This is a genomic window from Psychrobacter sp. ASPA161_6 (genome assembly GCF_051970285.1).
Taxonomy (GTDB): Bacteria; Pseudomonadota; Gammaproteobacteria; order Pseudomonadales; family Moraxellaceae; genus Psychrobacter; species Psychrobacter glaciei.
Window position 1 is genome coordinate 203,887 of sequence record NZ_JBEFNJ010000001.1, and the last position, 22,879, is coordinate 226,765.

The 22,879-nt window shown below is 43.0% G+C and carries 16 protein-coding genes and 1 pseudogene; 10 read left to right on the forward strand and 7 right to left on the reverse strand.

The window, feature by feature from the left end; genetic code table 11:
* Positions 1–36: 36 nt before the first annotated feature.
* Both ACTQ9T_RS00840 and ACTQ9T_RS00845 read right to left on the reverse strand, forming a co-directional pair.
* Positions 37–759, reverse strand: coding sequence for a response regulator transcription factor (locus ACTQ9T_RS00840; RefSeq protein ID WP_010201627.1), 723 nt, complete (start codon positions 757–759; stop codon positions 37–39).
* A gap of 311 nt (positions 760–1,070) precedes the next feature.
* On the reverse strand, positions 1,071–2,318 hold the full coding sequence (locus ACTQ9T_RS00845) for an efflux RND transporter periplasmic adaptor subunit (protein ID WP_440463783.1): 1,248 nt from the start codon (positions 2,316–2,318) through the stop codon (positions 1,071–1,073).
* Between the two features lie 815 nt (positions 2,319–3,133).
* Between ACTQ9T_RS00845 and pilG the strand changes: the two genes are divergently transcribed.
* The 9 genes and pseudogenes from pilG (at position 3,134) to ACTQ9T_RS00890 (ending at position 16,697) form a co-directional block, all read left to right on the forward strand.
* The gene (pilG, locus tag ACTQ9T_RS00850) at positions 3,134–3,511 is read left to right on the forward strand and encodes a twitching motility response regulator PilG (protein WP_010201623.1); all 378 of its coding nucleotides are present in this window, start codon (positions 3,134–3,136) and stop codon (positions 3,509–3,511) included.
* Between the two features lie 334 nt (positions 3,512–3,845).
* Complete coding sequence (locus ACTQ9T_RS00855) at positions 3,846–4,208, forward strand: response regulator (protein ID WP_010201622.1); 363 nt, start codon at positions 3,846–3,848, stop codon at positions 4,206–4,208.
* Between the two features lie 3 nt (positions 4,209–4,211).
* The gene (locus ACTQ9T_RS00860; RefSeq protein ID WP_440463784.1) at positions 4,212–4,742 is read left to right on the forward strand and encodes a chemotaxis protein CheW; all 531 of its coding nucleotides are present in this window, start codon (positions 4,212–4,214) and stop codon (positions 4,740–4,742) included.
* A 548-nt stretch (positions 4,743–5,290) separates the two neighbouring features.
* Positions 5,291–6,337, forward strand: a pseudogene (locus ACTQ9T_RS00865) (methyl-accepting chemotaxis protein); the annotation flags it as partial.
* A gap of 128 nt (positions 6,338–6,465) precedes the next feature.
* Positions 6,466–7,416 carry a CheR family methyltransferase gene (locus tag ACTQ9T_RS00870; RefSeq protein ID WP_440463785.1) on the forward strand — a complete coding sequence of 317 codons (951 nt, stop codon included), beginning with the start codon at positions 6,466–6,468 and terminating at the stop codon, positions 7,414–7,416.
* Between the two features lie 30 nt (positions 7,417–7,446).
* The gene (locus ACTQ9T_RS00875) at positions 7,447–14,406 is read left to right on the forward strand and encodes an Hpt domain-containing protein (protein ID WP_440463786.1); all 6,960 of its coding nucleotides are present in this window, start codon (positions 7,447–7,449) and stop codon (positions 14,404–14,406) included.
* Positions 14,396–15,391, forward strand: a complete 996-nt coding sequence (locus ACTQ9T_RS00880; protein ID WP_440463787.1) for a chemotaxis protein CheB — start codon at positions 14,396–14,398, stop codon at positions 15,389–15,391. Before ACTQ9T_RS00875 ends, ACTQ9T_RS00880 begins: the two co-directional genes overlap by 11 nt.
* Before the next feature lie 17 nt (positions 15,392–15,408).
* Complete coding sequence (locus tag ACTQ9T_RS00885) at positions 15,409–15,993, forward strand: hypothetical protein (protein WP_439293013.1); 585 nt, start codon at positions 15,409–15,411, stop codon at positions 15,991–15,993.
* A gap of 176 nt (positions 15,994–16,169) precedes the next feature.
* Complete coding sequence (locus tag ACTQ9T_RS00890) at positions 16,170–16,697, forward strand: cytochrome b (RefSeq protein ID WP_210540464.1); 528 nt, start codon at positions 16,170–16,172, stop codon at positions 16,695–16,697.
* 107 nt (positions 16,698–16,804) lie between these two features.
* Here ACTQ9T_RS00890 and minE read toward each other — a convergent pair whose 3' ends face one another.
* From minE to ACTQ9T_RS00915, 5 genes are all read right to left on the reverse strand, one after another.
* On the reverse strand, positions 16,805–17,095 hold the full coding sequence (gene minE / locus ACTQ9T_RS00895) for a cell division topological specificity factor MinE (RefSeq protein WP_010201590.1): 291 nt from the start codon (positions 17,093–17,095) through the stop codon (positions 16,805–16,807).
* A 2-nt stretch (positions 17,096–17,097) separates the two neighbouring features.
* Positions 17,098–17,910, reverse strand: coding sequence for a septum site-determining protein MinD (gene minD, locus ACTQ9T_RS00900; RefSeq protein WP_010201589.1), 813 nt, complete (start codon positions 17,908–17,910; stop codon positions 17,098–17,100).
* Positions 17,911–18,270: 360 nt separating this feature from the next.
* Complete coding sequence (gene minC, locus ACTQ9T_RS00905) at positions 18,271–19,113, reverse strand: septum site-determining protein MinC (protein ID WP_440463788.1); 843 nt, start codon at positions 19,111–19,113, stop codon at positions 18,271–18,273.
* A 111-nt stretch (positions 19,114–19,224) separates the two neighbouring features.
* Positions 19,225–20,352: a hypothetical protein gene (locus ACTQ9T_RS00910; RefSeq protein WP_440463789.1), complete on the reverse strand. Its 1,128-nt coding sequence runs from the start codon at positions 20,350–20,352 to the stop codon at positions 19,225–19,227.
* A 456-nt stretch (positions 20,353–20,808) separates the two neighbouring features.
* Positions 20,809–21,765, reverse strand: coding sequence for an acyltransferase (locus ACTQ9T_RS00915; RefSeq protein WP_440463790.1), 957 nt, complete (start codon positions 21,763–21,765; stop codon positions 20,809–20,811).
* A 420-nt stretch (positions 21,766–22,185) separates the two neighbouring features.
* On the opposite strand from ACTQ9T_RS00915, the gene ACTQ9T_RS00920 reads away from it, so the two are divergent.
* Positions 22,186–22,842 (forward strand): OmpA family protein, encoded by a 657-nt coding sequence (locus ACTQ9T_RS00920; RefSeq protein WP_189585567.1) that lies wholly within the window; start codon positions 22,186–22,188, stop codon positions 22,840–22,842.
* The last annotated feature ends 37 nt before the right edge of the window (positions 22,843–22,879 follow it).

Below are 22,879 nucleotides of genomic sequence, written 5' to 3' on the forward strand. Positions count from 1 at the left end.
ACAGGCTCGATTAATTGTATATCGAGCCATTTAAGATTAAACCTGATCGGTAGCAAACTGATAACCAACACCGCGTACAGTAATAATACGCTTTGGTTGGCGTGGATTGTCTTCGATCAAGGCACGTAAGCGTGAGATATGAACATCGATAGCACGATCAATATTGTCTGAGCTGTCATCATTTGGCATGGCTTGCCACAATTGCTCACGATTCAGTACCTTACCAGAATGGGTGGCAAAGTAGTGCAGCAATTGAAACTGATGCGTCGTCAAACGCACAGGTAGCTCATCGATCGTTACTTCGTGGCTATCAGGGAACACACTGAGACGGCCAAAGGTCAAACTGTCCGATTGACTGTCTGCTTGATTTGGCTGCTCGTGACGACGAATGACCGCTCGTATCCGTGCCAATAGTTCACGTGGCTCAAACGGTTTAGAGATATAGTCATCAGCGCCCATCTCAAGACCCAATACGCGATCGGTAGTATCGCCTTTAGCCGTTAGCATGATGATCGGCACTTTATTGGTCATATTGTTTTTGTTACCGCGTATCTTTTGGCAAACCTGCATGCCATCCATATCAGGTAGCATCAAATCAAGGACCACCAAGTCAATACCGCGCTCTTTGGTATCTAGCAACTCTAGACCTTCTTGACCAAGTCCTGCATGATGCACATCATAGTAATTCATGGTCAGATAGTCGCTGATTAGTTCTGCTAAATCTGGATCATCTTCAATTAACAAAATCTGCTTACTCATAGCTTGTCCTCTAGTTGTTGTTATGGTTTGTCAAGAAATCGCTTTTTATTAAAATTCTAGCGCGCCTCGATATCTATATTATCCTAAATCTGCATTATCCTAAATCTAAGTGCTTGTAAATCTAAGTGCTTCTAAATCGTTATTGTCCTTAATCATAAGACATTGACCGTTAAGATAGGGTTAAAGAAACATGATTAAGCTTTCAGTCAATATAAGACAAAGTAATAATACTATATTGCCTAATTAACACGTGACTAAACAAGACACGCTTTGTTAATGTTTCTACACAATGTAACTGTCTCTACTGCTCTCTAAGAAACCACTACTTTTTTACCTTTAGATTCAATGGTTAAGTCGGCAAGACAAATTAAACTGTCATTGCTAATGCCTGCAATTAAATACTGCTTGGTAATAGGATCGTATTCGACGACCTCAACTGGCTGACGAGTTAGGCGTTGGTCTTGCTTAATAATCCATACATTGGCGCTCAAGGGTCTTAACGGTTTATAGGGTGGGCGCTGCAACTCTGTTAAGTCAACGTCATGTAACGCGCGTTCGGGGACAATCGTACCGACATCGATCTGACCATAATTGACACGCCCCGTCACTTGCATATCAGGCTGTAATTTCTCGCGACTGATTTCATTATTGACGACATTTACATGAACCAAAAGCTGTTTGGGCTGAACTGTTGCCGTCAACCTGCTAACTTGTCCAGTAAACTTATCTGACATGCCTTCAGCGGTAAAATTGACCGTCTGTCCGACAGAAAGCTGAGGCTCAGCTTGAATGGGTACAATGCCGATGAAATGTAATTCAGTTTCATCACTGAGCTGCAAAAGTGGTTGGCGTGCGTCCATTTTTTGTTCAGCTTCGGCATACAGCTTTTCGACACGTCCTGAAAAGCTGGCACGCACCGTCATCAATTTGTAGGATGGTTTGGTACTAGCAGGTGCATTTTTGCTGGCTATTACATTATTTTTATCAGCGCTAGTTTTATCACCGCTAGACTGAGGCGCTTCAGCGTTATTTTCATTAGCCTTTCTCGGTGTCAGTGTCAGTGTCAGTGTCGGTGTCGGCTTCGTTGTCTGGCTTAGGTTATCAGTCTTGTTCTCTGTTTTATTATTTTGTGTAGATTGGTCTGATGTTGCAAATTCTGTATTTTCAGCCGTGGAGGTAGGAGCTGACTCTGTGGGTTTACTAGCGGCTTCCTGACGCTGGACAATTAACAGTGGCGTGCCTTTTTCTACCCATTGATTTTCTTCTACCAATACCTGTTGGACAGTGAGCGCTTTTGCTGCGGTGAACTGGGTCTTCTTGATTGGTTCAATACGGCCTTGGAGTCCTATGCTTGGCTGATAGCGTGATGGCTTTATACTTAAAATATGGTCAGGCGTCATGGTAACGCTATCATCATCAATGATAATGGGTGTCTCTACCGTCTCACTATTTTCAGCGGTCACAGGCTCATCAGTAGGGGGCGAGGGCTGACAGGCAGCAAGCAATAATAAAGCACTGCACAAATACGCACTATTTTTTAGACCTATAAAAACTCTCATACCAATTGCCCTCATAAACATTGGTTTATTATATAGTGAATCGGGGCGAGGGCAAATAATAGTGCGATATTTACGCAACGAGACAGAGTTATTGATTTCAAACGCATGACTGGAAGAGGAAGAGTCATAATCAGAGTATTTTTGCTAAACCGATGATTAATTTGAACATAAATTCACTAAATAACTGGAAAACAACGAGTAACTGTGCTAAAACGAACATATTAAAATACAGTGATACATATTTATCACAAATGAAGATGATTCGGTAAGATAGCTGTTGCCTCTACCCAATGTTAAATTCTTACCACGCTTCTTTGATGAGTGTTATGCCCGTTAAATTGTTTGTCTTTATAACGATTGTGCCTGCTAATTTTGACAGGTTTGAAATTTACATAAGAAAAATGACTGGGCATATAGGCGGTTTTATACAGTAAGACGCTTTTTAGCCACATGACTTCTTAGCTATATGACCTCCCGTTTAAGTATTTATCTCATTTTTATTATTATTTTCAAAATGGGGACACGCCCTAGTGATGGTCATAGAAATCTGACAATTATCTTCGTAAATTAAACTCAGATTAGAAATTAATTTACGAAGATAATTGACGATAAAGTGCGTATAGTAACTGAAGGTAACGTCATGCTTGATAGACAATACTGATAAAGAACATGTTAGCTATTATGACAGCGTAAAATGCAAACTTAGTCGTTCATATCAATCCAAGAATAAGCCATTTTATAAATTGGAATAACTGTTAAAATTTTGCACTGACAGATAGCGCTACGAATAAATAGTCATTCATAGGATAATGATAATGGAAAATAATTTTGAGGGTCTGAAGGTCATGGTTATCGATGACTCAAAAACCATTCGCCGTACGGCAGAGACTTTATTACAAAAAGCTGGCTGCGAAGTAGTAACCGCTATTGACGGTTTTGATGCTTTAGCCAAGATTGTTGACAACAATCCCGATATCATTTTTGTTGATATCATGATGCCACGCTTGGATGGCTATCAGACTTGTGCATTGATCAAAAACAACCCTGATTATGCCAGTAAGCCGGTGATTATGCTGTCATCTAAAGATGGTTTATTTGACAAGGCACGTGGACGTATTGTCGGTTCAGATGAGTATTTGACTAAACCATTTAGCAAAGATGAGCTTTTTGAAGCAATCAATCAGTACCGTTAATAACCAACCATTTTATAAAACTGATAATTAGACAGTAATATTGGTATGCTTTATATGTGCAGCGGTACGGCTAGTGCAAGTGGCTAAGAAGACTGTCATACAAAAAGCAACTATTAGCTGTCGTGACTGTTCCATGAATTAAGATTTCAGGTTAATTAAATAGCCGTGTTAGAAATAGCTCAGTGACGATCACAACAGTATTGTTTAGTGTTTACTACTTTATATATATCATCGTGGAAATAGTGCTGCCCTCGAAAGTGTCAGGCATTATTTTTAATAGATTTGTCTCAATAATATATCCCAACGGATATCATCGAAAATAAAGGAAATTTCCATGGCTACTATTTTAGTCATTGACGACTCGCCATCAGAGATGGCGAAATTTCGCGACATGCTTGCAAAAAACAACTATCAGGTGCTTGAAGCAACCAATGGTGAGCAAGGCTGTCAAATGGCAACTGATCATTTACCAGATGTCATCTTGATGGATGTGGTCATGCCTGAAATGAATGGTTTTCAAGCTACTCGTAAGATAACTCGTGGCAAAACAACATCGCATATTCCTATCATTATGATTAGTACCAAAAATCAAGAAACGGATCGTGTTTGGGGTAAGCGCCAAGGCGCTAAAGAATACATAACTAAGCCAGTTGACGAAAATGGTCTGGTTAATATTATTCGCAAAGTAATGGGGTAACTTGTGGCTTCCAAAGGGTTTATTGAGCTTCTGCGTTTCGCAGATTTGGCACGCGCACGTAAAAGTGGCCGTCACGGTGGACAAGAATCCGACTGGCAGGGTGTGGTATTTGAGATTGGTGGTCAGCGCTTGGTGGCACCAATGGGTCAAGTCTCAGAAATACTCACTATGCCAGAATTCACCAGTCTGCCCTTAGTAAAGCCTTGGATGATTGGCATCGCCAACATTCGCGGACGCCTATTACCACTGACGGATTTGTCTGAGTTTTTGCAAGTTCCTAGTCGGTTGGCGCAAATGAGCCAACGCAAGGTTATTGTGATCGATCATGATAATGTGTTTTCAGGATTACTTGTCGATCAAGTACTTGGTATCGAGCAATTTACTCGTGGTGAATATCGCCCAGAAGCGCTTGAATATAACTCGCCATTCTCTCCTTATAATCATGGCAAGTTTTTTAAAGATGAACAAGATTGGTATATTTTTATGCCAAGCTTGTTAGTGCAAGATTTGCAGTATGCTGATGCAGCGCTATAACGGTCTTTCATACGGTATTTGCTGCCATGAAATACTCGCCTGCTAGCACGATGAAAAGAAACACCGACTGACATAATACAGTTGTATGTCAGCATTCATACAGGCTTTGCTAATCACTATTGTTTCGATAACAATATGATTGTCGGAGTCAGTCACGATAAGACTTTGACGATTGTTCGAAAGGGATACGCAAGATGAGTGATGTTATAAAGAACTCTGTAACTGGCAATAGCAAAACAACGCACACGGTTAAAGACGCCAATAATATTTGGAAATTATTATTGGGGTTTTTTGCTTTATTGACCGTGGTTTGTCTAATTTGGCTAGTCAATTCATTGTCATCAGTAAGTCAATATCTGCCTGATTTTAATCAATCAGTAGTATTGCCAGTGATTATATTTGTAGTAGGTGTTGCCGGTATTCTATTTGCCTTATATAAGTTACTTAGTCAGCGTGGCGGCTCAGAGCGTCTACTCATCGAAAAAGAGACCTTACGTCGTCGTCAAGAAGCAGAAGCAGAATCCGAGCGTGCGCGCCAAATTCAAGAAGAGAATGAGCGTAACCAGATTGCAATTTTGCGTTTGCTTGATGAATTGGGTGATTTGGCAGACGGTGATTTGACGGTCAATGCGACTGTATCAGAAGATTTCACTGGGGCGATTGCCGATTCGGTAAACTTCGCCATTGACCAATTACGTCAATTGGTACTGGTTATTAACAGTACCGCTGATCGCGTTTCACAGTCCTCAGAGCAGACGCAGATGAATGCGGTTGAGCTTGCTGAAGCCTCGGAAAACCAAGCGCAAGAAATCGCTGGTGTATCCGCAGCAATTAATGAGATGACTGTCTCAATTGACCAAGTTTCAAACAACGCGGCAGAGTCTGCAACGGTTGCCCAGCGCTCGGTTGCTATCTCTTATAATGGGGCAGAGGTTGTACAGCGCTCCATTGAAGGCATGAACGTTATTCGTGATCAGATTCAAGAGACGTCAAAGCGTATCAAACGCCTTGGTGAATCTTCGCAAGAGATTGGTGATATCGTTGGATTGATTAATGATATTGCGGATCAGACCAACGTATTGGCATTGAACGCGGCCATTCAGGCGTCAATGGCAGGGGAGGCTGGTCGAGGTTTCGCGGTAGTTGCTGATGAAGTTCAACGTCTCGCTGAGCGTTCAGCCAATGCTACCAAACAGATTGAAACACTGGTAAAAACCATTCAGGCAGATACCAACGAAGCTGTGATGTCAATGGAATCCACAACCTCTGAGGTTGTACGCGGTGCACGTTTGGCCAAAGATGCTGGTGAAGCACTAGAAGAGGTACAGAGCGTTTCTAATACGTTGGCAGATCTGATTCAAAACATCTCAAATGCCGCCCAGCAACAGGCTGAGTCTGCTGGACATATCTCTCACACGATGAATATCATTCAAGACATTACCTCACAAACCTCATCTGGTACGATGGCTACAGCGCGTTCTATTGGTGAGCTAAGTGAAATGGCTGCTGCCCTTCAAGAGTCGGTTACTGGCTTCAAAGTATCGAATGATGATGAGCAATTAGAAGCTGAAGAAAACCTATTGACCAACGCTTAATAATTAGCGAATGTGTAATAGGTAAGTATCATAATTAGTCATCAAGCTTAGGGTTTTGTTATCTTGAGATGTTAATCAAAGTGCTGCTCTAGTAGTGATGCTGGGCAGCAGTAATAATAGCAGGTCACGTGGATAAGCATACTCAACAAGACGTTAATGTAGTCGATAAAGCCAATCCCGATTTGGTGACAGTCTTAGGGCAAGTTAATGCCTTTGATACACAGCAATGGCAACGTTATATAGAGCAAGAAATTGGCTTTGTTTTACCTCCTATCCAACGACAGTGGTTGGTAAATGCGATTGACCGTACGGCTGCCGCGCATGGACTATCGATTTTGCAATTATGGCGTCAACTGCCAAGCAATGATGCGCTGCGCCAGCAATTATTGGACAAAGTGCTGATTGATGAAAGTCGCTTCTTTCGTCATATGCCTTCTATAGACTTCATTACAGAGTGCGCCTTGCGACACCAGCGACTGAGTCTAATAGATGACAGTATTGATGAGACGTTTCGCATTTGGAGTGTTGGTTGTGCCAGTGGACAGGAGACTTGGTCGCTTGCCATGAGTTTGGCATCAAAGCAGCTGGTCAATTATGCCGTATTGGGTACAGATGTCAGCCAAAAAGCAATTACGAAAGCACGTTTGGCACAATATGACAAACGTCAAAAAACATTGATTCCGTCAAGCTGTCAGCAGTTTATTTACCCATTACATTCTGAAACTGTACCCGATCAATCGACTGTTTTTGATTCATCTATAGTAGAAAGTACTATTAACGACACTCAAGAACATTGGCAAATCGTGCCAACTTTACAGCAGTATGTTAGCTTTGCTTTACACAATATTATCGGTCAAGAACCACCCACGTCCGATCTACAGCAGGTCATCATCTGCCAAAATATGCTGCTATATTTTCGTAAATTTGATCAACGAGATATTCTTAACAAGCTGTCAGAGCAGTGTGCGCTAGGTGGTTATATAGTATTGGCTCCAGGTGAGGCGTTGTTTTGGCGTCCTTCAAATATGCGCCGTATTGCGCACCCAAAAATTAATGCGTGGCAAAAGATCAGTGCCTAAATTAGCGCCTAGACGAGTTAGGATAAATCTATGAAAAACCAGCCCAATGACATGGTGACGCTCGAGTGGTTATTACCACTTTTTAATCAGCAATTATCACAAGTATCTGATGGCTGGCAATTAGACGCTGACAGCAATAATTACGAGCAAATGGTGCAGCACTATCATCAAGTTGGTGGTGCTTTAACTATGATTAATCTGCCTTTGCTGTCAAATTTAGCGACTAAGCTGAGTCTGTTGGCAGGGGCGGGTAGCCAAGATGGTTTTACCCCTGATGATCGCCGCATCGGTCAGTTTTCTCATCGGCTGTTACAACGTGAGCTGACGCAATATATGCGTACAAGCAGTCATCATACCGCTCTAATCAGTAGAGCGGCTGATGATCTTACTCAGTCGCTATCACGACTGGGTATAGCGACCGACCATTTGTCAGCGCAATCTACTATAGCCAGCAATGCTCATTACAAAAGCCTAGTCGATGGCGGTATTAATTCTGAAAAAGTTATCGATGATATTGAACTAGTCGTGCCAAGCCACGCGGTAGATGCTCATCTAGACACTCAGCAGTATCAAAAATTACTATTGGTTTGGCGTCAGCAAGTACAGGCGCTACTGGTTGCCAATAGCAATCAGCCCTCAGTACTGACGGTCTTAGAAAAAGTAAGTGAGTATTTATGGCAAACCACGCAAGACGATGATTTGCAGCGTCTATGGTATTTAACCGAGCTGTGGTTGCGCGACCTTGCTCATAATAAAACACCGTTGCCTAAGCACTATGCTCCGCTATTGGCAAAGCTTGAGCAAGTGCTAGAGTCTTGTGGACATCAAGCCGAGTTGGCGTCGAGCATTATTAAAGAATTGCTCGCCAGCCTCTATATTGAGCTGAGTGGTCTTGCGCAAAGCAGCGAGCATACTCAGTCTATCCTTAGTAATCTACCGCAAAGTGCAATAATGGATGCACGTTTTTTACCTCGTATACTGAGCGAGCTTGAGACCCTCATTTTCAGTCTCGATCAACCGCAGACTTTATTGAACCCATTGCAACGCATAAATAGTCAGCTCGAAGCTCGAGGGTGGACTTTTTATGCCTCAAAAGCTGCATCCATCATTGCTGACATAGAGCGTGCCCTTTCCTCAGAGATTGGGTTTGCGCAAGAACAGTGGCAGATTGAACGCCAGCTTCAAGAGTTATATAGCGCTATTTACAATACAGAGCAGGCAATATCTACAAAGATCGGTGATGCCGCTGATTTTACGCCGGTGTCTGATGTAGCAGCGAGTGTCGACGCACAGTCAGATTCTAGTACGGACATCAACTCTACTAGTAAAGACTTACGTGAATTGCGCATTGCTGTTGAAGACATAAAACAAAGCTTTAACGCATATATACAGCGTCAGGATATTGCTCTCTTACCTGAGGCTGCTGATTTTACTAATATTGGTCATGCTTTTGATGAAATGGGATTGCCTTCAATCCGTGAAGCGACTGATGCTATAGCCAGCCTATTTGTACAACTCACCACTCATGAAATTGACGTGCTCAGTTGGAAGGTTACCCAAGCATTGGCTGAAGGTCTGACTTCGATAGAGCTGTTGCTTGATTATCTGGCTCAGCAAGTTTTTGACCAACCGCTATTAGCGTTGGCAAATCAGCATATTGATAATGCTGCCACATTGCTCAGTGAGTATATTCAAGCACCTGAAAGTGTTGATCAAAGCTTACTTAGCCAAAAAGTCGCGGCGACCGATGTACTGCGCTACGATGATAACGGTGAGATTGCGCCAGTTACTGAGCACGCTATCGATGACCAAATTCTTAAAGATCAAGACTTTGATGCGGCAATTTTGAGCCATGAAACGGCGGTAGAAGATGAGTCGAATAACCTCATCATAAATAATACCGTCGGTGATGATTTCAGCACTGTTAATGATAGTGAAGCTTTGCTACGTGCGCGTGAACAAGTGAAGCCAGATAGTTTTGATATAGATGAAGATATTCGTGATATTTTCATTGAAGAGGTGACAGAGGTCGTCGAGGACTTAGAAGATTTTTTACCAATTTGGCAACAGGATTCACAAGATCTAACACCTTTAACAGAAGTGCGTAGAGGTTTTCATACGTTAAAAGGGTCGGGGCGCATGGTTGGTGCCTTTAGTATCAGCGAGATGGCGTGGTCAATCGAAAATCTGCTCAATCGACTTTTAGACAAGACACTGCCTGTCACTGATGAGGTCGTTGCGCTAGTAACAGAGACGACCAAGCGACTTTCAGTTTTAGTTACAGATTTTACGGCGCAACAATCGCCAAGCTTTGATCCTGCGGTAACCATCTTACAAAGTCATAATGTACTAACGGGACAGCCAGTTAACACGGGTTTAAACATTGCCGTATCTGCCTCATCGGACACTGAATTAGACGAGGCTTTGGACTCGGATAAGACAATGGCAACTGCTGCATATAACAATCTGGCAGACACGATTGATGAGTCTAAAAATGAACAGGAAGTAGGCGAAGATAGAAACGTCATAGACTCTCTTTCTGGTCTGATATTACCTACTGTACTCATTCCTTTCATGCAAGAGACGCAGCAGTTACCGACAGATGCGAATGATGCCGATCCTGATATCAAAGAGATATTTATAGAAGAGGCGAATGAAGTGTTGGACGACATCGTGCCTTTATATGGGCATTGGCAGCTGTCTCCCACTGATTTGAGCGATTTGGCAGACATTCGTCGCGGATTCCATACGCTAAAAGGTTCTGGTCGTATGGTTGGTGCCAACTATACCGGTGAGCTGGCATGGTCAATAGAAAATATGCTCAATCGCATTTTAGATAAGAGTATTGTCGCTTCAGCTGATATGAGACAGCTTATTACCGATGTGTTAGCAGCATATCCTGCCATGCTCACCACGTTTGAAAGTGGCAGCCAAGATTATCCAGCGCTAGTGCCACTATGGATTGCCTGTGCGAACGCTTTTAGTAAGCAGCATGGTAATGAGTTCAGCTATGCTAAGTTATATGAGCAAGCGCTTACCTCTACTGAGCAACCTTCAGTATTAGAGTATGATAGTACGATCGAAACTAGTGATGAAGACATTGATAATATGCTGCAGACCATTCATTCGGCTAATGAAATGATGGCAGAAGCGCCAGTCATTTTGACGCATCAGAATGCAGAAGAAAAAGCATTTTTTGAGATTTTCATCGACGAAGCAGAGACCCTATTACAGGAGGTTGATACCTTTGTTAATGAGCATCAAGGTCAGCCCTATGTTGCAGTTAGTGATCACATTGTTCGGGCATTCCATACCCTAAGAGCCGCTTCAGGTTCTAGCGCGTTGGCAGCGATTAGCGAAATCAGTGCAACAATAGAGCAGAGTCTGGAGCTGTTGCAACAGCAAGACATTCCTATGAGGGCGCAACACTTAGAGGCGTTAGCCCAGTCTGTGACACTGATTAATGGTTATCTTAATAATTACAAACCAAACGTCGAACAGCAAGATATATCGGTAGAAGAAGCGCAGAGCCAGCAAGATATTGCGTCATTGCAAGCGATGCTGGGTGAGCATTATGCTGTCGGCGATTATAGTGAGATAGCAGACAATAAACTCACTATAGAGCAGCTATTCGACGAAAATATTGATGAACTGCTCGATGCTGAATGGCAATTAAATGAGGCGCTGAGCCACTCCGAAAGTGAGCATGTCCAGAAATATATTGAACAACAACTGGCACAAATAAATTATCTGGCTGGCAAAGCGGTAGATATTCCAAAATTCACTGCAATTCTAAGTGCCTTAGCTGGGGTTTATAATCATCTGCAAGCCAGTCCTGAAACAGCAGCTGATACAGACATTCAAACCACGTTGTTGGCTGGGCATGCGCAGTTAGTAGGGTTGTTCGATGCATTGGCCGGTAGCACGTCATTAAAAATCGATGGGCACGTTCTTGAGGATTTACAGCGTATTGCTAATGGTGCTGACACTGAAGATGACATTATTGATGAGGATAATGATGGTCTGCCTACCGTGCAAAGTGTCTCTGCCGCTGAGTTTCAGCTAGAGTCTATCGATACTGACATTGAACTGTTAGAGATCTTTTTAGAAGAAGCGCAAGAGCTTGATGATGCCCTTGCCGAAAGCTTTAATAAGTGGCGTGCGGATATTACTAACATCAATACGCTAAAGGTATTACAACGTCATCTGCATACCATCAAAGGTGGTGCACGCATGGCAGGTATCCGCAGTATTGGAGACTTGACCCATGAAGCAGAGAGTATCTATGAAGCTTTTGTAGAGCACAGACGCGCGCCAACCACACAGTGGCTTGAGATTATGCAAATCGTGCAAGATACCTTGTCGTTGCAAGTCATGCATATGGTAAATCATCAGCAATCATTTTTTGCTCCCGAACTTATCGAGCAGTTACAACGTTTTGAGAAAGCACAAGTATTGCCAGATACGGTTAATTTGATTGTACCAGTGCCAAAACATCATACTGTCGCTGAGCCGCAAGCTGTTGAAGATGACTCTATACTCAGCAATGTCGAAAACACAGAAATCCTAACGCTTGATAGAATGATTAAACAGTCATGGGCCAATGGCTTACCGGATCCTGACATATTAGAAGTATTCTTAGAAGAAGCAGAAGCGCTGACCAATAACAATCAATATCTACAGTTATTTTTAGATAACGTGAGCGATACGGTTGCCTTACAAGCGCTACAGCGTGACTTGCATACCCTTAAAGGTGGCGCAAGAATGGTCACGGCTAATGGAATAGCGGACTTGGCACACGACATGGAGTCGGTCTATGAAGATCTTGCCCATCATCGTCGTCCTGCTACAAAAAAAGTCCTAGAGCTACTCGTGGCCTGTCATGACTGGATGGCAGATGCACTATTTATTCTCAAGCAACAAGTCAACCCGCCAACGCCTGCTTTATTAATAGAGGCGCTACAAGAATTTAGTAAAAACCCTGATAGCTTAAAACAAATACCTAATGAATCTCTGCAAGCGCAGCGCAAAGCGATTTTGACTGCCAAAGAAAATCGAAACTCAGCAGGTATGGTAAAAGACATCAGTAAAATGCCGTCGATGATCGGTGAGTTTACGGAGCAAGAGCAGAGCGCTAGTAGCAATGAGATGATCCGTATCTCAGGTGGTTTGATTGAGCATATGATTAACTTGTCTGGCGAGTCAGCGATTAACCGTGCGCGTATTGACATGGGCATGAGTAGCTTGACCAACAGCCTTGAAGAGATGGGCATCACGGTACAGCGTTTGGCAGATCAGTTACGCCGAATGGAGATTGAGCTTGAAGCTCAAATCTTATCGCAGATAGATGATGAGTTGATAAGCCATGAAGGTTTTGACCCGCTAGAGATGGATCAATACTCTTCTCTGAATCAGTTATCAAAATCTCTGACAGAGTCGGCATCAGATTTGGTTGATATTAATCATACTCTTTTAGAAAAAACGCGTGATAGTGAGAGCTTATTATTACAGCTGTCACGGACGCAAACTGAGCTACAAGATGGCTTGATGAATTCGCGTATGGTGCCATTTACGCGCTTAACACCGCGCCTTGAACGTACGGTACGCCAAACGGCTAATGAGCTTAATAAGTCGGTTGAGCTGACAATTATTAATGCTGATGACGAAATGGATAGAACCATTCTAGAGCGTATTACGTCGCCGCTTGAGCATATGCTACGTAACGCCGTCGATCATGGTATCGAAGACAGTACAACGCGTCTGAAAGCTGGTAAAGAGCGCAGTGGTAACATCACTTTAGAGGTGTTGCGCGAAGGCAGTGAAATTGTCATCAACTTATCCGATGATGGGCGCGGTATCGATGTCGAAGCTGTTCGCAGCAAAGCTATTGATCAAGGCCTTATCGATGCAGCAGACAGTAGTCTGACCGATCTTGATATCATGCAGTACATCTTTAATGCGGGCTTAAGTACCAGTAAGCAATTAACACAGATCTCAGGGCGCGGCGTTGGCATGGATGTCGTTATCAGCGAGATTCGTCAATTAGGTGGCGTCGTGTCTGTAGTCTCTGAGCTGGGCAAAGGGTCGCGTTTTACCATGCGCCTACCGCTCACAGTAGCCGTATCGGATGCCCTAGTAGTGCGAGCAGCAGATCGCTACTATGCCATACCACTGGTTCAGATTGAGCGTGTGGTACGTATCAATCCAGAAAAGCTTTATGATTACTATCAGTCAAATGACGCCACGCTAAACTTTGAAGACGCTGATTACCGTGTGCGCTATTTAAATGAGATTTTATCAGGTAATAAACTCAATGAGCTGGTGGTCAATACCAATACGAGCTTGCCGGTGATTATCATCAAAAACCGTACTGGACAGAATATTGCCCTGCAGGTCGATCAGATAGCTGGGTCACGTATTGAAGTCGTAGTAAAACCATTAGGACAACAATTCTCAAACCTATCGGGTATTTCAGCCGCTACCATCATGGGTGATGGCTCGGTCATGCTTATCTTAGATTTGATTGCCTTGATGCGTAATGCACCAGCGCTTAAAAAAGTCATGCCATCTATTGGCTCTAAGCAGAGACGTTTAGAATCCCAGCCGACGGTTATGGTCGTCGATGACTCGGTCACGGTACGTAAAGTAACGTCGCGCTTCTTAGAGCGTCAAGGATATAAAGTTGCCGTTGCCAAAGATGGGGTCGATGCGATTGAGATACTACAAGAGACGATACCGGATCTTATCTTATTGGATATTGAGATGCCACGTATGGACGGCTTCGAAGTAGCCATTCAAATACGCCACAATAAACGCTTGCAGCATATTCCGATTATTATGATTACCTCACGTACTGGTGAAAAGCATCGTGAGCGTGCCCTAGAGATTGGGGTGAATGACTATATGGGTAAACCATTCCAAGAAAATGAGCTACTGAATAAAATCCAAATGCTATTGGGTGAAGAGGTCAGCTTAACTTATGAAGGATAAGGCCCCTGTTCCATTAGCGTTCAAAAACAAAAGTGATATCAAGGTGCTGGTGGTCGCAGAAGATCATCACCAGCGTATGGCCTTTTCGGATACCGTACGTGGTTGTGGTTTTACCCTCATTGATTGTGTATCACAGGCGCAGTTGCACGATAAGTTTGAACGTTATGAAACACCCATTGATATTTGGTTGATAGACAGTGATTATGATGACAGTGTAGCCACGGCTACTGCTATGTCTCAATCAATCGGGGTTTTGGTAGGTTTTAGTCAAGCGCCTTATTTAAATGAGGCAAAGCAGTATGCTAAATGGCAACGCAAACTAAAACGTAAGCTTGCACAGATGCTACTCCTACCAGCATTGGTAGATACCAAGGCTTACCAGAGCGATACCAATGACTGGCAGTATGTTGTGTTTTTGGGTGCGTCTATGGGCGGTCCTAGCGCTGTAAAAGAGTTCTTAGATAACTTGTCACCCACGCTACCCATTTGTATTTTATTGGCGCATCATTTCAACCAGACGATGATTGGGACGCTCCCACGTATACTGAATCGTCATAACGATTGGCGCTGTCAGGTCATTACCTCGTCGCAACGTTTACAGGCGGGTCAATGTTTGATTGCGCCTATTGATAAGCAAATTGTTTGCGATTCGACCGGACGGATTATATTACTTGCTAAAGCATGGGAAGGTGATTACAAGCCCGCTATTGGTCAGATCTTAAAAAACACCAGTGATGTTTATGGTAGTGAGCTGATCAATATTATTTTTTCAGGTATGGGTAACGATGGGGCTCAGCATCTGGATTTAATCCAAGATAATGACAGTCAGTTGTGGGCGCAAGATCCAAGTGTCAGTACTTGTCCTAGTCAGCCACAAGCGATTGTTGATTCTGGATATTGTGGTTTTATTGGTAGCCCTGTGGCTTTAGCACAAAAACTTACCGACTATATTGGTGAAAGGGCGGCTGTTGCCTCTTCGCATTAATCTATTGTGAGCGACGTATGAAACAAATTCTAAAACATTCGTTTGAGGCAGTAAGCTTGCTAACCACGAACAATGGTATGCTAGATGTCACTATCGTTCCAGCATTTAATCAGCCTGATTGGATTATTCCGAGCAGCCTGATTTTGAGTGTGGATGACTTTGATGAGCATATTTGGACTTATCTGTGGCAACAACAAGAAGTCGCTGTATTCCATTTGCTATCCAGTGGGCAAACGCCAGAAAAGATCATCGTATTAGAGGGTAATACGGCTGCCCATCGCATAGCATTACAGACTGTCGGTGAACTGCACCAGCTACAAGTACGTATCTCTGACGTTAAGGATATTGAGCTTCCTGAACAGTATACGAGCAATGCGAATATCAATTATAGCGTCGCCCAAAAAACGAAGAATAGCGACAGTGAAACGGTTCAAGCGACTGGTGAAAATCTGACAAATAGCGAAATCGACTACGTCAAAGAACGCTTTCAAGAAAACGTTGTAGAATCCTACTTGTTTCAAACCGTAATTATCGATAACATTCTCTACTTGGTGCCTGATTTGGATAAAATTGCGCATCAATTGGTTGATTTAGACAGCTAGCTTTTTTAGTAAGTGTGGCCTATAGTGAATAGCAATTCCTTAGTCTTAATCATGACTAATGATCACGACTAATGATAGTGACCAGTAACGTCGTCAAGACTAACCTAGCCACAATGACTGTACCGCCTGTTATTGTCTTTATCTATAAATGTTGGTTAGAGTGAATAGAGCAGCCTATGAATAATATCGATGCGAATGTTTCAAAGTGGTCAATCGCTAGCCGCTTATTTCACTGGATCAGTGCGGTTTTATTGCTGGTAACGTGGCTCATGATGCTGTTATACCAAAATCTTAATGACAATCTCTATATTGGACTACACAAGGCCTTTGGTATAAGCTTGTTATGTTGGATGATAGCGCGAGTTATCAATCGCGTCTTTACCAAAGTACCACCAGCGTTACCGATGCCTAAGTGGCAGCTGTTGATGTCAAAGTTGTCGCACTTTGCGCTGTATGCTTTGCTAATCGCGATGCCATTAGCTGGCCTACTGATGTCAGTCTATGGGGGTCGACGGGTAGATATATTTGGTTTATTTCAGATTCCTGTCTTTGTTACCCCAGATAGAGGTCTAGCGCGTTATTATAATGATTTACATGCTGATATTATCTGGCCCATGATTATTGCCTTTACTGTATTGCATATCGGTGCAGCTTTGTATCATCAGTTTGTCAAAAAAGACAATTTGATCGCACGTATAAAGTAACGACGAATCTAGAAATATACGTCCACAAAAAAGCCCTCAGTATTTTACTGAGGGCTTTTTTAGACTAGGGCTTAACTAGAGCGCTTGTTCCATATGCTTTGAACAGCTTACTTTTTATGCTCAGGCAAGTTGATATTCATCTCTAGCACATCTAAGCTGTCTTCAGAACGATGATTGATATTCACATCGTCAATTTGCACGCCATTGACGTACTTATTCACCACTTCTAGTATTTCACGTTTCATTTTTTCGATACGATCCGCTGTTAAGCGGTTGTTTAAGCGATTTTCGCTCGCAACGATAACCTTGAGACGCTCAGTGGCTAAATTGGCACTGCCGACATTGCTGCTGTCATCAGTACCAAATAAATTGCTCCAAAATCCTTTTTTCTTACTCATCATTAACCCCCAAACCAGCGCTGTAATAAACTCTTTTTCTTCACGTCAATATGACGTAACGGCCGCTCTTCGCCTAAGAAACGGGCGACAATGTCATCATAACATTGACCAGCGATGGAGTCGGTATAGTGAATAACCGGTTCACCGTGGTTAGATGCCTCAAGCACTGAATGGCTTTCAGGGATAACACCAAGTAAGGGTACTTTTAGGATATCATTAGAGATGGTATCGATATCCATCATCTCATTCGCTGCCGCACGTTCGGCATTGTAGCGAGTGATAACCAAATGCTCACGGATAGAACCTTGGTTCTCTTCGATTTTTTTGGTACGGCTTTGTAAGATACCGATAATACGATCCGAGTCACGTACTGAAGAGATCTCAGGGTTGGTCACGATGATCGCTTCATCAGCATGATACATCGCTAACTGGGCACCGCGCTCGATACCAGCAGGAGAATCACAAATGATGTAGTCAAACTGCTTAGACAGTTCAGCCATTACTTCGGACACCCCTTCGTCTGTCAGCGCATCTTTGTCACGCGTCTGACTGGCAGGTAGGATATATAAGTTCTCAAGCTGTTTGTCTTTGACCAGTGCTTGTGACAAGCGCGCGTTACCGCTGATGACGTCTACAAAGTCATAAACAATTCGATTTTCACAGCCCATGATCAAGTCTAGATTACGTAGACCTACATCAAAATCGATAACAACTGTCTTATAGCCACGCAACGCCAAACCGGCGGCAAAAGAGGCACTAGTGGTGGTTTTGCCCACACCGCCTTTACCTGAAGTGATTACAACAATCTTCGCCACAATGGCACACTCCTATGAATCAATGGGATATCTATTAAATAAAATAGCGCATTCTCTTATGCTTATTATTCACATGTAATATATGCGCTGCGAGCGTAAGCCTAGCATAAATAAACAAAAATTTATAGCAAGTCTGCACTAAAGCGAAAAACAACGATTATCTGCGTTAAGTGCTCCTGCCTATAGGTATTAGCACTGATAGATAGGTTACATAGTGGCAGAGTAAATTATTTGTCTTGAGACAGTTTTGTTAACCAAACTTACTGAAATATTAAGTAAGATATTTAGCCATTACTTTCTCAGTACTACAGCAAATGCCTTTAAGATTTATATATAAAATTCGACAAATCAGCCGTCTAACTAAGCATCATCCATCACGGTAAATACCAAACCTTGACCTTCTATAAAGCGTACTTGTACTGGTTTGTCGATTACGTGTTCCGGTAAATTGTCTCGTAGGCAGTAAGTGCCTGCGACTGACACCAATGACGGGTTAAAGACCTGACAAAAGATACGAGCATCTTTGTCGCCTGTTGCCCCTGCGACCAAACGACCTTGGGCGCGGCCGTAGACATGCAAGCTGTTGTCGGTAATCGCTTCAGCGCCACTGTTGACACTGTTGGTCAAAATCAAATCCCCACCGACGTGGTTAAGGCTCTGTCCTGAACGTAGCATTTGATCATAGATGAGGCTGGTGATATGTTCAGCGCTTACCAAGGTTTCTGCTGGAATATTGGCGATGGTCGTCTCGGTCGCTGTCTCAAGTGCGGGTTCAGACGCTGCGGCTACGTCATTCGTGCTGGTCGACTCTGTACTTTTGGCTTCTGACGCTTTATTGACTTGAGCAGTGGGTTTTTTACTGGGTAGAATACGCTCGATACGTTTGCCGTCGGCAGGAAATATCGCCAATCGCTGCTCACGTGCTTGTGCATCTAACACACCTGTCACGACACCGATAGGTTGCAGTCCCCATGACCATAACAGCTCTACCAATGCAGATAGATCTTGTTCGACCTCGCTATCAATGAGGATAGGTATATTGCTGGATTTGTTGCTAAGCGTTTCAGCAAGCTGAGCCTCGATAGCGCTCAAGTCATCAGTACTGAACTGCAAGCGCGAAAAGGTGAGCATCTTGCCGTAAAAAGCGAGAGCAGGCGTGGCGCTCGGAGTTGGGGTGCTGTTGTCGTTATCTAAAATCGTCATAAGATTGATCCTCAAAAAATATCGTATGGCTGCATGCGTACTATATTTATTATTATTTAGTGGTTATTTATTTAGGTGCTGGTTATTTATCAGCCATTTTTAGCAAAAATGTTATAAGTTAAGCATATCTTGGTGCTTCCATTGCTGCACTTTTATTTGTGCTTCAAATGCTGTCAAACTGTCCTCAATAATGCTAGAAATCAAAGTATCCAACGCGGTGTTGTTGGTATCGATTTGTGCCACACCGCTGGCAATAGCGACCATCAATGCATCAAGACGTTCAGCATCGAGGAGACGCTCGTTTAAAGCAATGACCACATTTTCGCCAATATTGTGTCCCACATGCTGCAATTGCGACTCAATCAAGCCACCAGCGATGGGTATCATGCGCAAGTAGCGACGTAACTCTGGCGTATTGGCCAAACCTTCTTTAATCGCTTCGCCCATCGCACCAGCTAGCATGTTATTGCCTCCTGGTGAGGCCGTCAGCGCTTGCAGCTTTGGCGCCAGCTCTGTGCGTAGTAGCGAAAGTAATGCTGTTTCAATCTCATGACGGTTGCGAGCAATCGTTGATTCGATCAATGATTTGTGCGTTTTGGTGTCGGTAAGCTGCACACGAAAATTATCGATTGCAGTCAAAATGACGCGATCTGACAACTCTTCTAATAGCAGATCAATATAGAATTTGATGCGGTCAATCCACGACTGCGGTAGTACTTGATAGCCAAGCTGGTAGAGTCGGCGGCCGATGACCACTACTCGAAATAACCGTAGCGCGCGTAGCTGCGGAAAACAGCCCAATACCTCATACCAGTGGATAAACGGGAAAAAGAACCAGCGATAATAAACCTTTTCTTTAATGGCAATTGCCCAGCGTAATAATAGCTCGACGACTAAGAATATGGTGAAAAACCCACCCGCCGTACGCAACGGATCATGCAAGGTGCCTTGATACCAGTTAAGCGCATCACTTAGTGTCAGCCACCCTGCAACATTGCTACTAAAGTTACTCATCAAGATGGCATCTATGCTAATCAATAAGAGATCAATACTAATAGCAACAATCATCAAAATGTCATAGGTCAGCTTAAAGCGACTTGGTTTGGGACGATTTGACTGTGGTGACTGCTCGCTTGAGGGTTGAGTGCTCGGAGATTGACTGCTTGCTAAGTTCGATGACTCATTTGGCATTGCTGCGGTTATTGGCGAGCTTTTTGTAGGAGAGGCGGGCACAGTCATACCTTTTAGTAAGAAATGGCATAAGAAATAATGTCATCAGTAGACAGGGTCAGTGATGATATTACAACTGAGTAAGCGAGCGTTTTAATGACTATTCACATTATCAATGAATGCCATCAAAAAACAACCCATCAACCATTATAATTTGGTATTTTATATCAATTGAGTAAAACCTGATATTAGGGCGTGTCCTCAATCTGAACAGTAAACTGTAAACGGGTTAAAAATGGCTAAATATTTGCCAAACTGCGTCAAGTAGCTTGCTCATATCTCGATATTATCTGTAATACTTTCCTTGTTTAGCTGCCATTTATCCCATTTTTATCAGCATTTTCAAAACGAGGACACGCCTTAGCCAGCTTTTAGTGTTTATATTGCAGCATAAAAATTATAGCAACATTGTGATTTGCAGATTTACTGAAAAAAATAATTTATCGTTCGGTCTATTTGCTCTGCCTATTTGCTCTGCGGGTTATCTGCAAAGTCAGCAAGCATGGTGGTAATAAGGTCATCTTTTTGACACCATATCTGTTCAACCCAATCAAACATTTTAGCCTTTATTGCCTCATCCTCTTCATAGCCACCATTTTTGATACCAGCAAACAATTCGTCAGGTATTTTAATATACCGAACGTCAACGCCCAAGCGTGTGATATTGCCTTTCCATAGATCACCATAGGTTGGCACGCCATCCGGATAAACAATGGTCATATCCAAAATACCATCGATGTCATCCCCTAAGGCATTGATAGCCAGCGCCAAGCCACCCGCACGCGGTTTCAGTAAATGCGTATAAGGTGAACCTTGTTTGGCATGTTTTTCTTGGGTGAAGCGCGTGCCTTCTAAATAGTTTAATAAGGTGAACGGTTTGTCTTTTAATAACGCGCAGGCACGCTTGGCTTCTTCAATATCTTTGCCCTTTAATGCAGGGTTTTTGGCAACCTTTTCTTTAGGATGGCGGCGCATCATTGGGAAGTCTAAAAAATAAAAGGCTTGACCAACAATTGGGATGTAAATCAGCTCAAACTTGGTAAAAAATCGGGTGAGGGGCAGGCGCTGTTCACCAATGTATTGCACGATACTGGTATCGACCCATGACTGATGATTGCTAACCAGTAGGTATTTACCGGCCATATGGACGTCATCGGGTAAGTTGATACGCCAATCTTTACGTGGCAACATATTATCGATCAAGGCGTTATTACTACTAATCCAATGGGCAGCAATTTTTATCACGGTTTTATCCGCAATGGGTGCTCCAGTAATCATCTTGGTCGCGCCCATTAGCCATAGCGGGATACTATAACCAAAGCTATTGGCCGCGATGACACCGGCTGCTGTAGTCAGCGAAACTGCCTTGCCCAATTTTGGGGCGCGTTGATGTATTTTTTGAATAGTAGAGGTCAGGCGCATGTTTAATCCCTGTCTATCGATATTGTTGATATATAAATACTCCATTTCTGAAGTCGTTATTTGCAAAATTTTTGGCGGTTTTATAGGGTTGAAATCGCGCTATATGTTTAGTGGTGTTATTAGCGCTGCTTCACGGTCGACTTTATTGCATGATTTTAACAGAAATTATTCATAGTGTACGACTGTAAACGTGACTTGCCATGTCTGGCCTAGCAGAGATGGATAATACAAAGGAGAAGGGTGCGAACCCTCCTGCACTTCTCATACATAGATGTGACAAAATATTACACATAAATAGATGGTAATTGCCATAATAATAACGAACGCAAAAAAGCACCTAAATAAGATTTATAAATAATCTTTATAAAAAGCACAGCTTAATAAAGCACAATTTTAATTTAATACTTAAGAGGAAATATTATGCGTAATACATTAATGATTGCCGCAGTCGCATCTGGTTTAGCACTTAGTGGTTGTGCTACTGATCCAAACACTGGACAGCAACGCTTGAACAAAACTGCTATTGGTACATTGGCAGGTGCTTTAGGTGGTGCAACCATCTCTAAAGCAACTGGTGGCGACAAAACTGGCCGTGATGCAGCTATTGGTGCCGCATTGGGCGCTGGTGTTGGTTATTACATGGAGCGTCAAGCTAAGCAACTTGAGCAACAGATGGCTGGTACAGGTGTAACGGTTGAGCAAAACCCAACGACTGGTAACATCGACTTAGTTATGCCAGGCAGCATCACCTTCTCATTTGATGATGCTACGTTGAGCTCATCGTTCAAGCCAACACTTGATAAACTTGCTTCAACGATGAACCAGTACAACAAAACATCAGTTAACATTGCTGGTCATACCGATAGTAAAGGTTCAACGTCATACAACATGGGTCTATCACGTGATCGTGCTTACTCAGTGGCTAACTATCTGACTGCTCGTGGTGTTGCTTCTAACCGTGTCAACGTTGTTGCTTATGGCGAATCACGCCCAGTAGCTGATAACAACACTGATTATGGTCGTCAGCAAAACCGCCGTGTTGAGCTAACCATTAACTCACCACAAAGCGTAAACTAATAAATGGTTTGATAACCATTAGTTTTAGCCGCTTACA

What these genes read in the sequence shown, in the direction of transcription:
- ACTQ9T_RS00840 (WP_010201627.1), bottom strand. Translation starts at nt 759, where the DNA reads ATGAGTAAGCAGATTTTGTTAATTGAAGATGATCCAGATTTAGCAGAA.
- ACTQ9T_RS00845 (WP_440463783.1), bottom strand. Translation starts at nt 2,318, where the DNA reads ATGAGAGTTTTTATAGGTCTAAAAAATAGTGCGTATTTGTGCAGTGCT.
- pilG (WP_010201623.1), top strand. Translation starts at nt 3,134, where the DNA reads ATGGAAAATAATTTTGAGGGTCTGAAGGTCATGGTTATCGATGACTCA.
- ACTQ9T_RS00855 (WP_010201622.1), top strand. Translation starts at nt 3,846, where the DNA reads ATGGCTACTATTTTAGTCATTGACGACTCGCCATCAGAGATGGCGAAA.
- ACTQ9T_RS00875 (WP_440463786.1), top strand. Translation starts at nt 7,447, where the DNA reads ATGAAAAACCAGCCCAATGACATGGTGACGCTCGAGTGGTTATTACCA.
- ACTQ9T_RS00880 (WP_440463787.1), top strand. Translation starts at nt 14,396, where the DNA reads ATGAAGGATAAGGCCCCTGTTCCATTAGCGTTCAAAAACAAAAGTGAT.
- ACTQ9T_RS00885 (WP_439293013.1), top strand. Translation starts at nt 15,409, where the DNA reads ATGAAACAAATTCTAAAACATTCGTTTGAGGCAGTAAGCTTGCTAACC.
- ACTQ9T_RS00890 (WP_210540464.1), top strand. Translation starts at nt 16,170, where the DNA reads ATGAATAATATCGATGCGAATGTTTCAAAGTGGTCAATCGCTAGCCGC.
- minE (WP_010201590.1), bottom strand. Translation starts at nt 17,095, where the DNA reads ATGAGTAAGAAAAAAGGATTTTGGAGCAATTTATTTGGTACTGATGAC.
- minC (WP_440463788.1), bottom strand. Translation starts at nt 19,113, where the DNA reads ATGACGATTTTAGATAACGACAACAGCACCCCAACTCCGAGCGCCACG.
- ACTQ9T_RS00910 (WP_440463789.1), bottom strand. Translation starts at nt 20,352, where the DNA reads ATGACTGTGCCCGCCTCTCCTACAAAAAGCTCGCCAATAACCGCAGCA.
- ACTQ9T_RS00915 (WP_440463790.1), bottom strand. Translation starts at nt 21,765, where the DNA reads ATGCGCCTGACCTCTACTATTCAAAAAATACATCAACGCGCCCCAAAA.
- ACTQ9T_RS00920 (WP_189585567.1), top strand. Translation starts at nt 22,186, where the DNA reads ATGCGTAATACATTAATGATTGCCGCAGTCGCATCTGGTTTAGCACTT.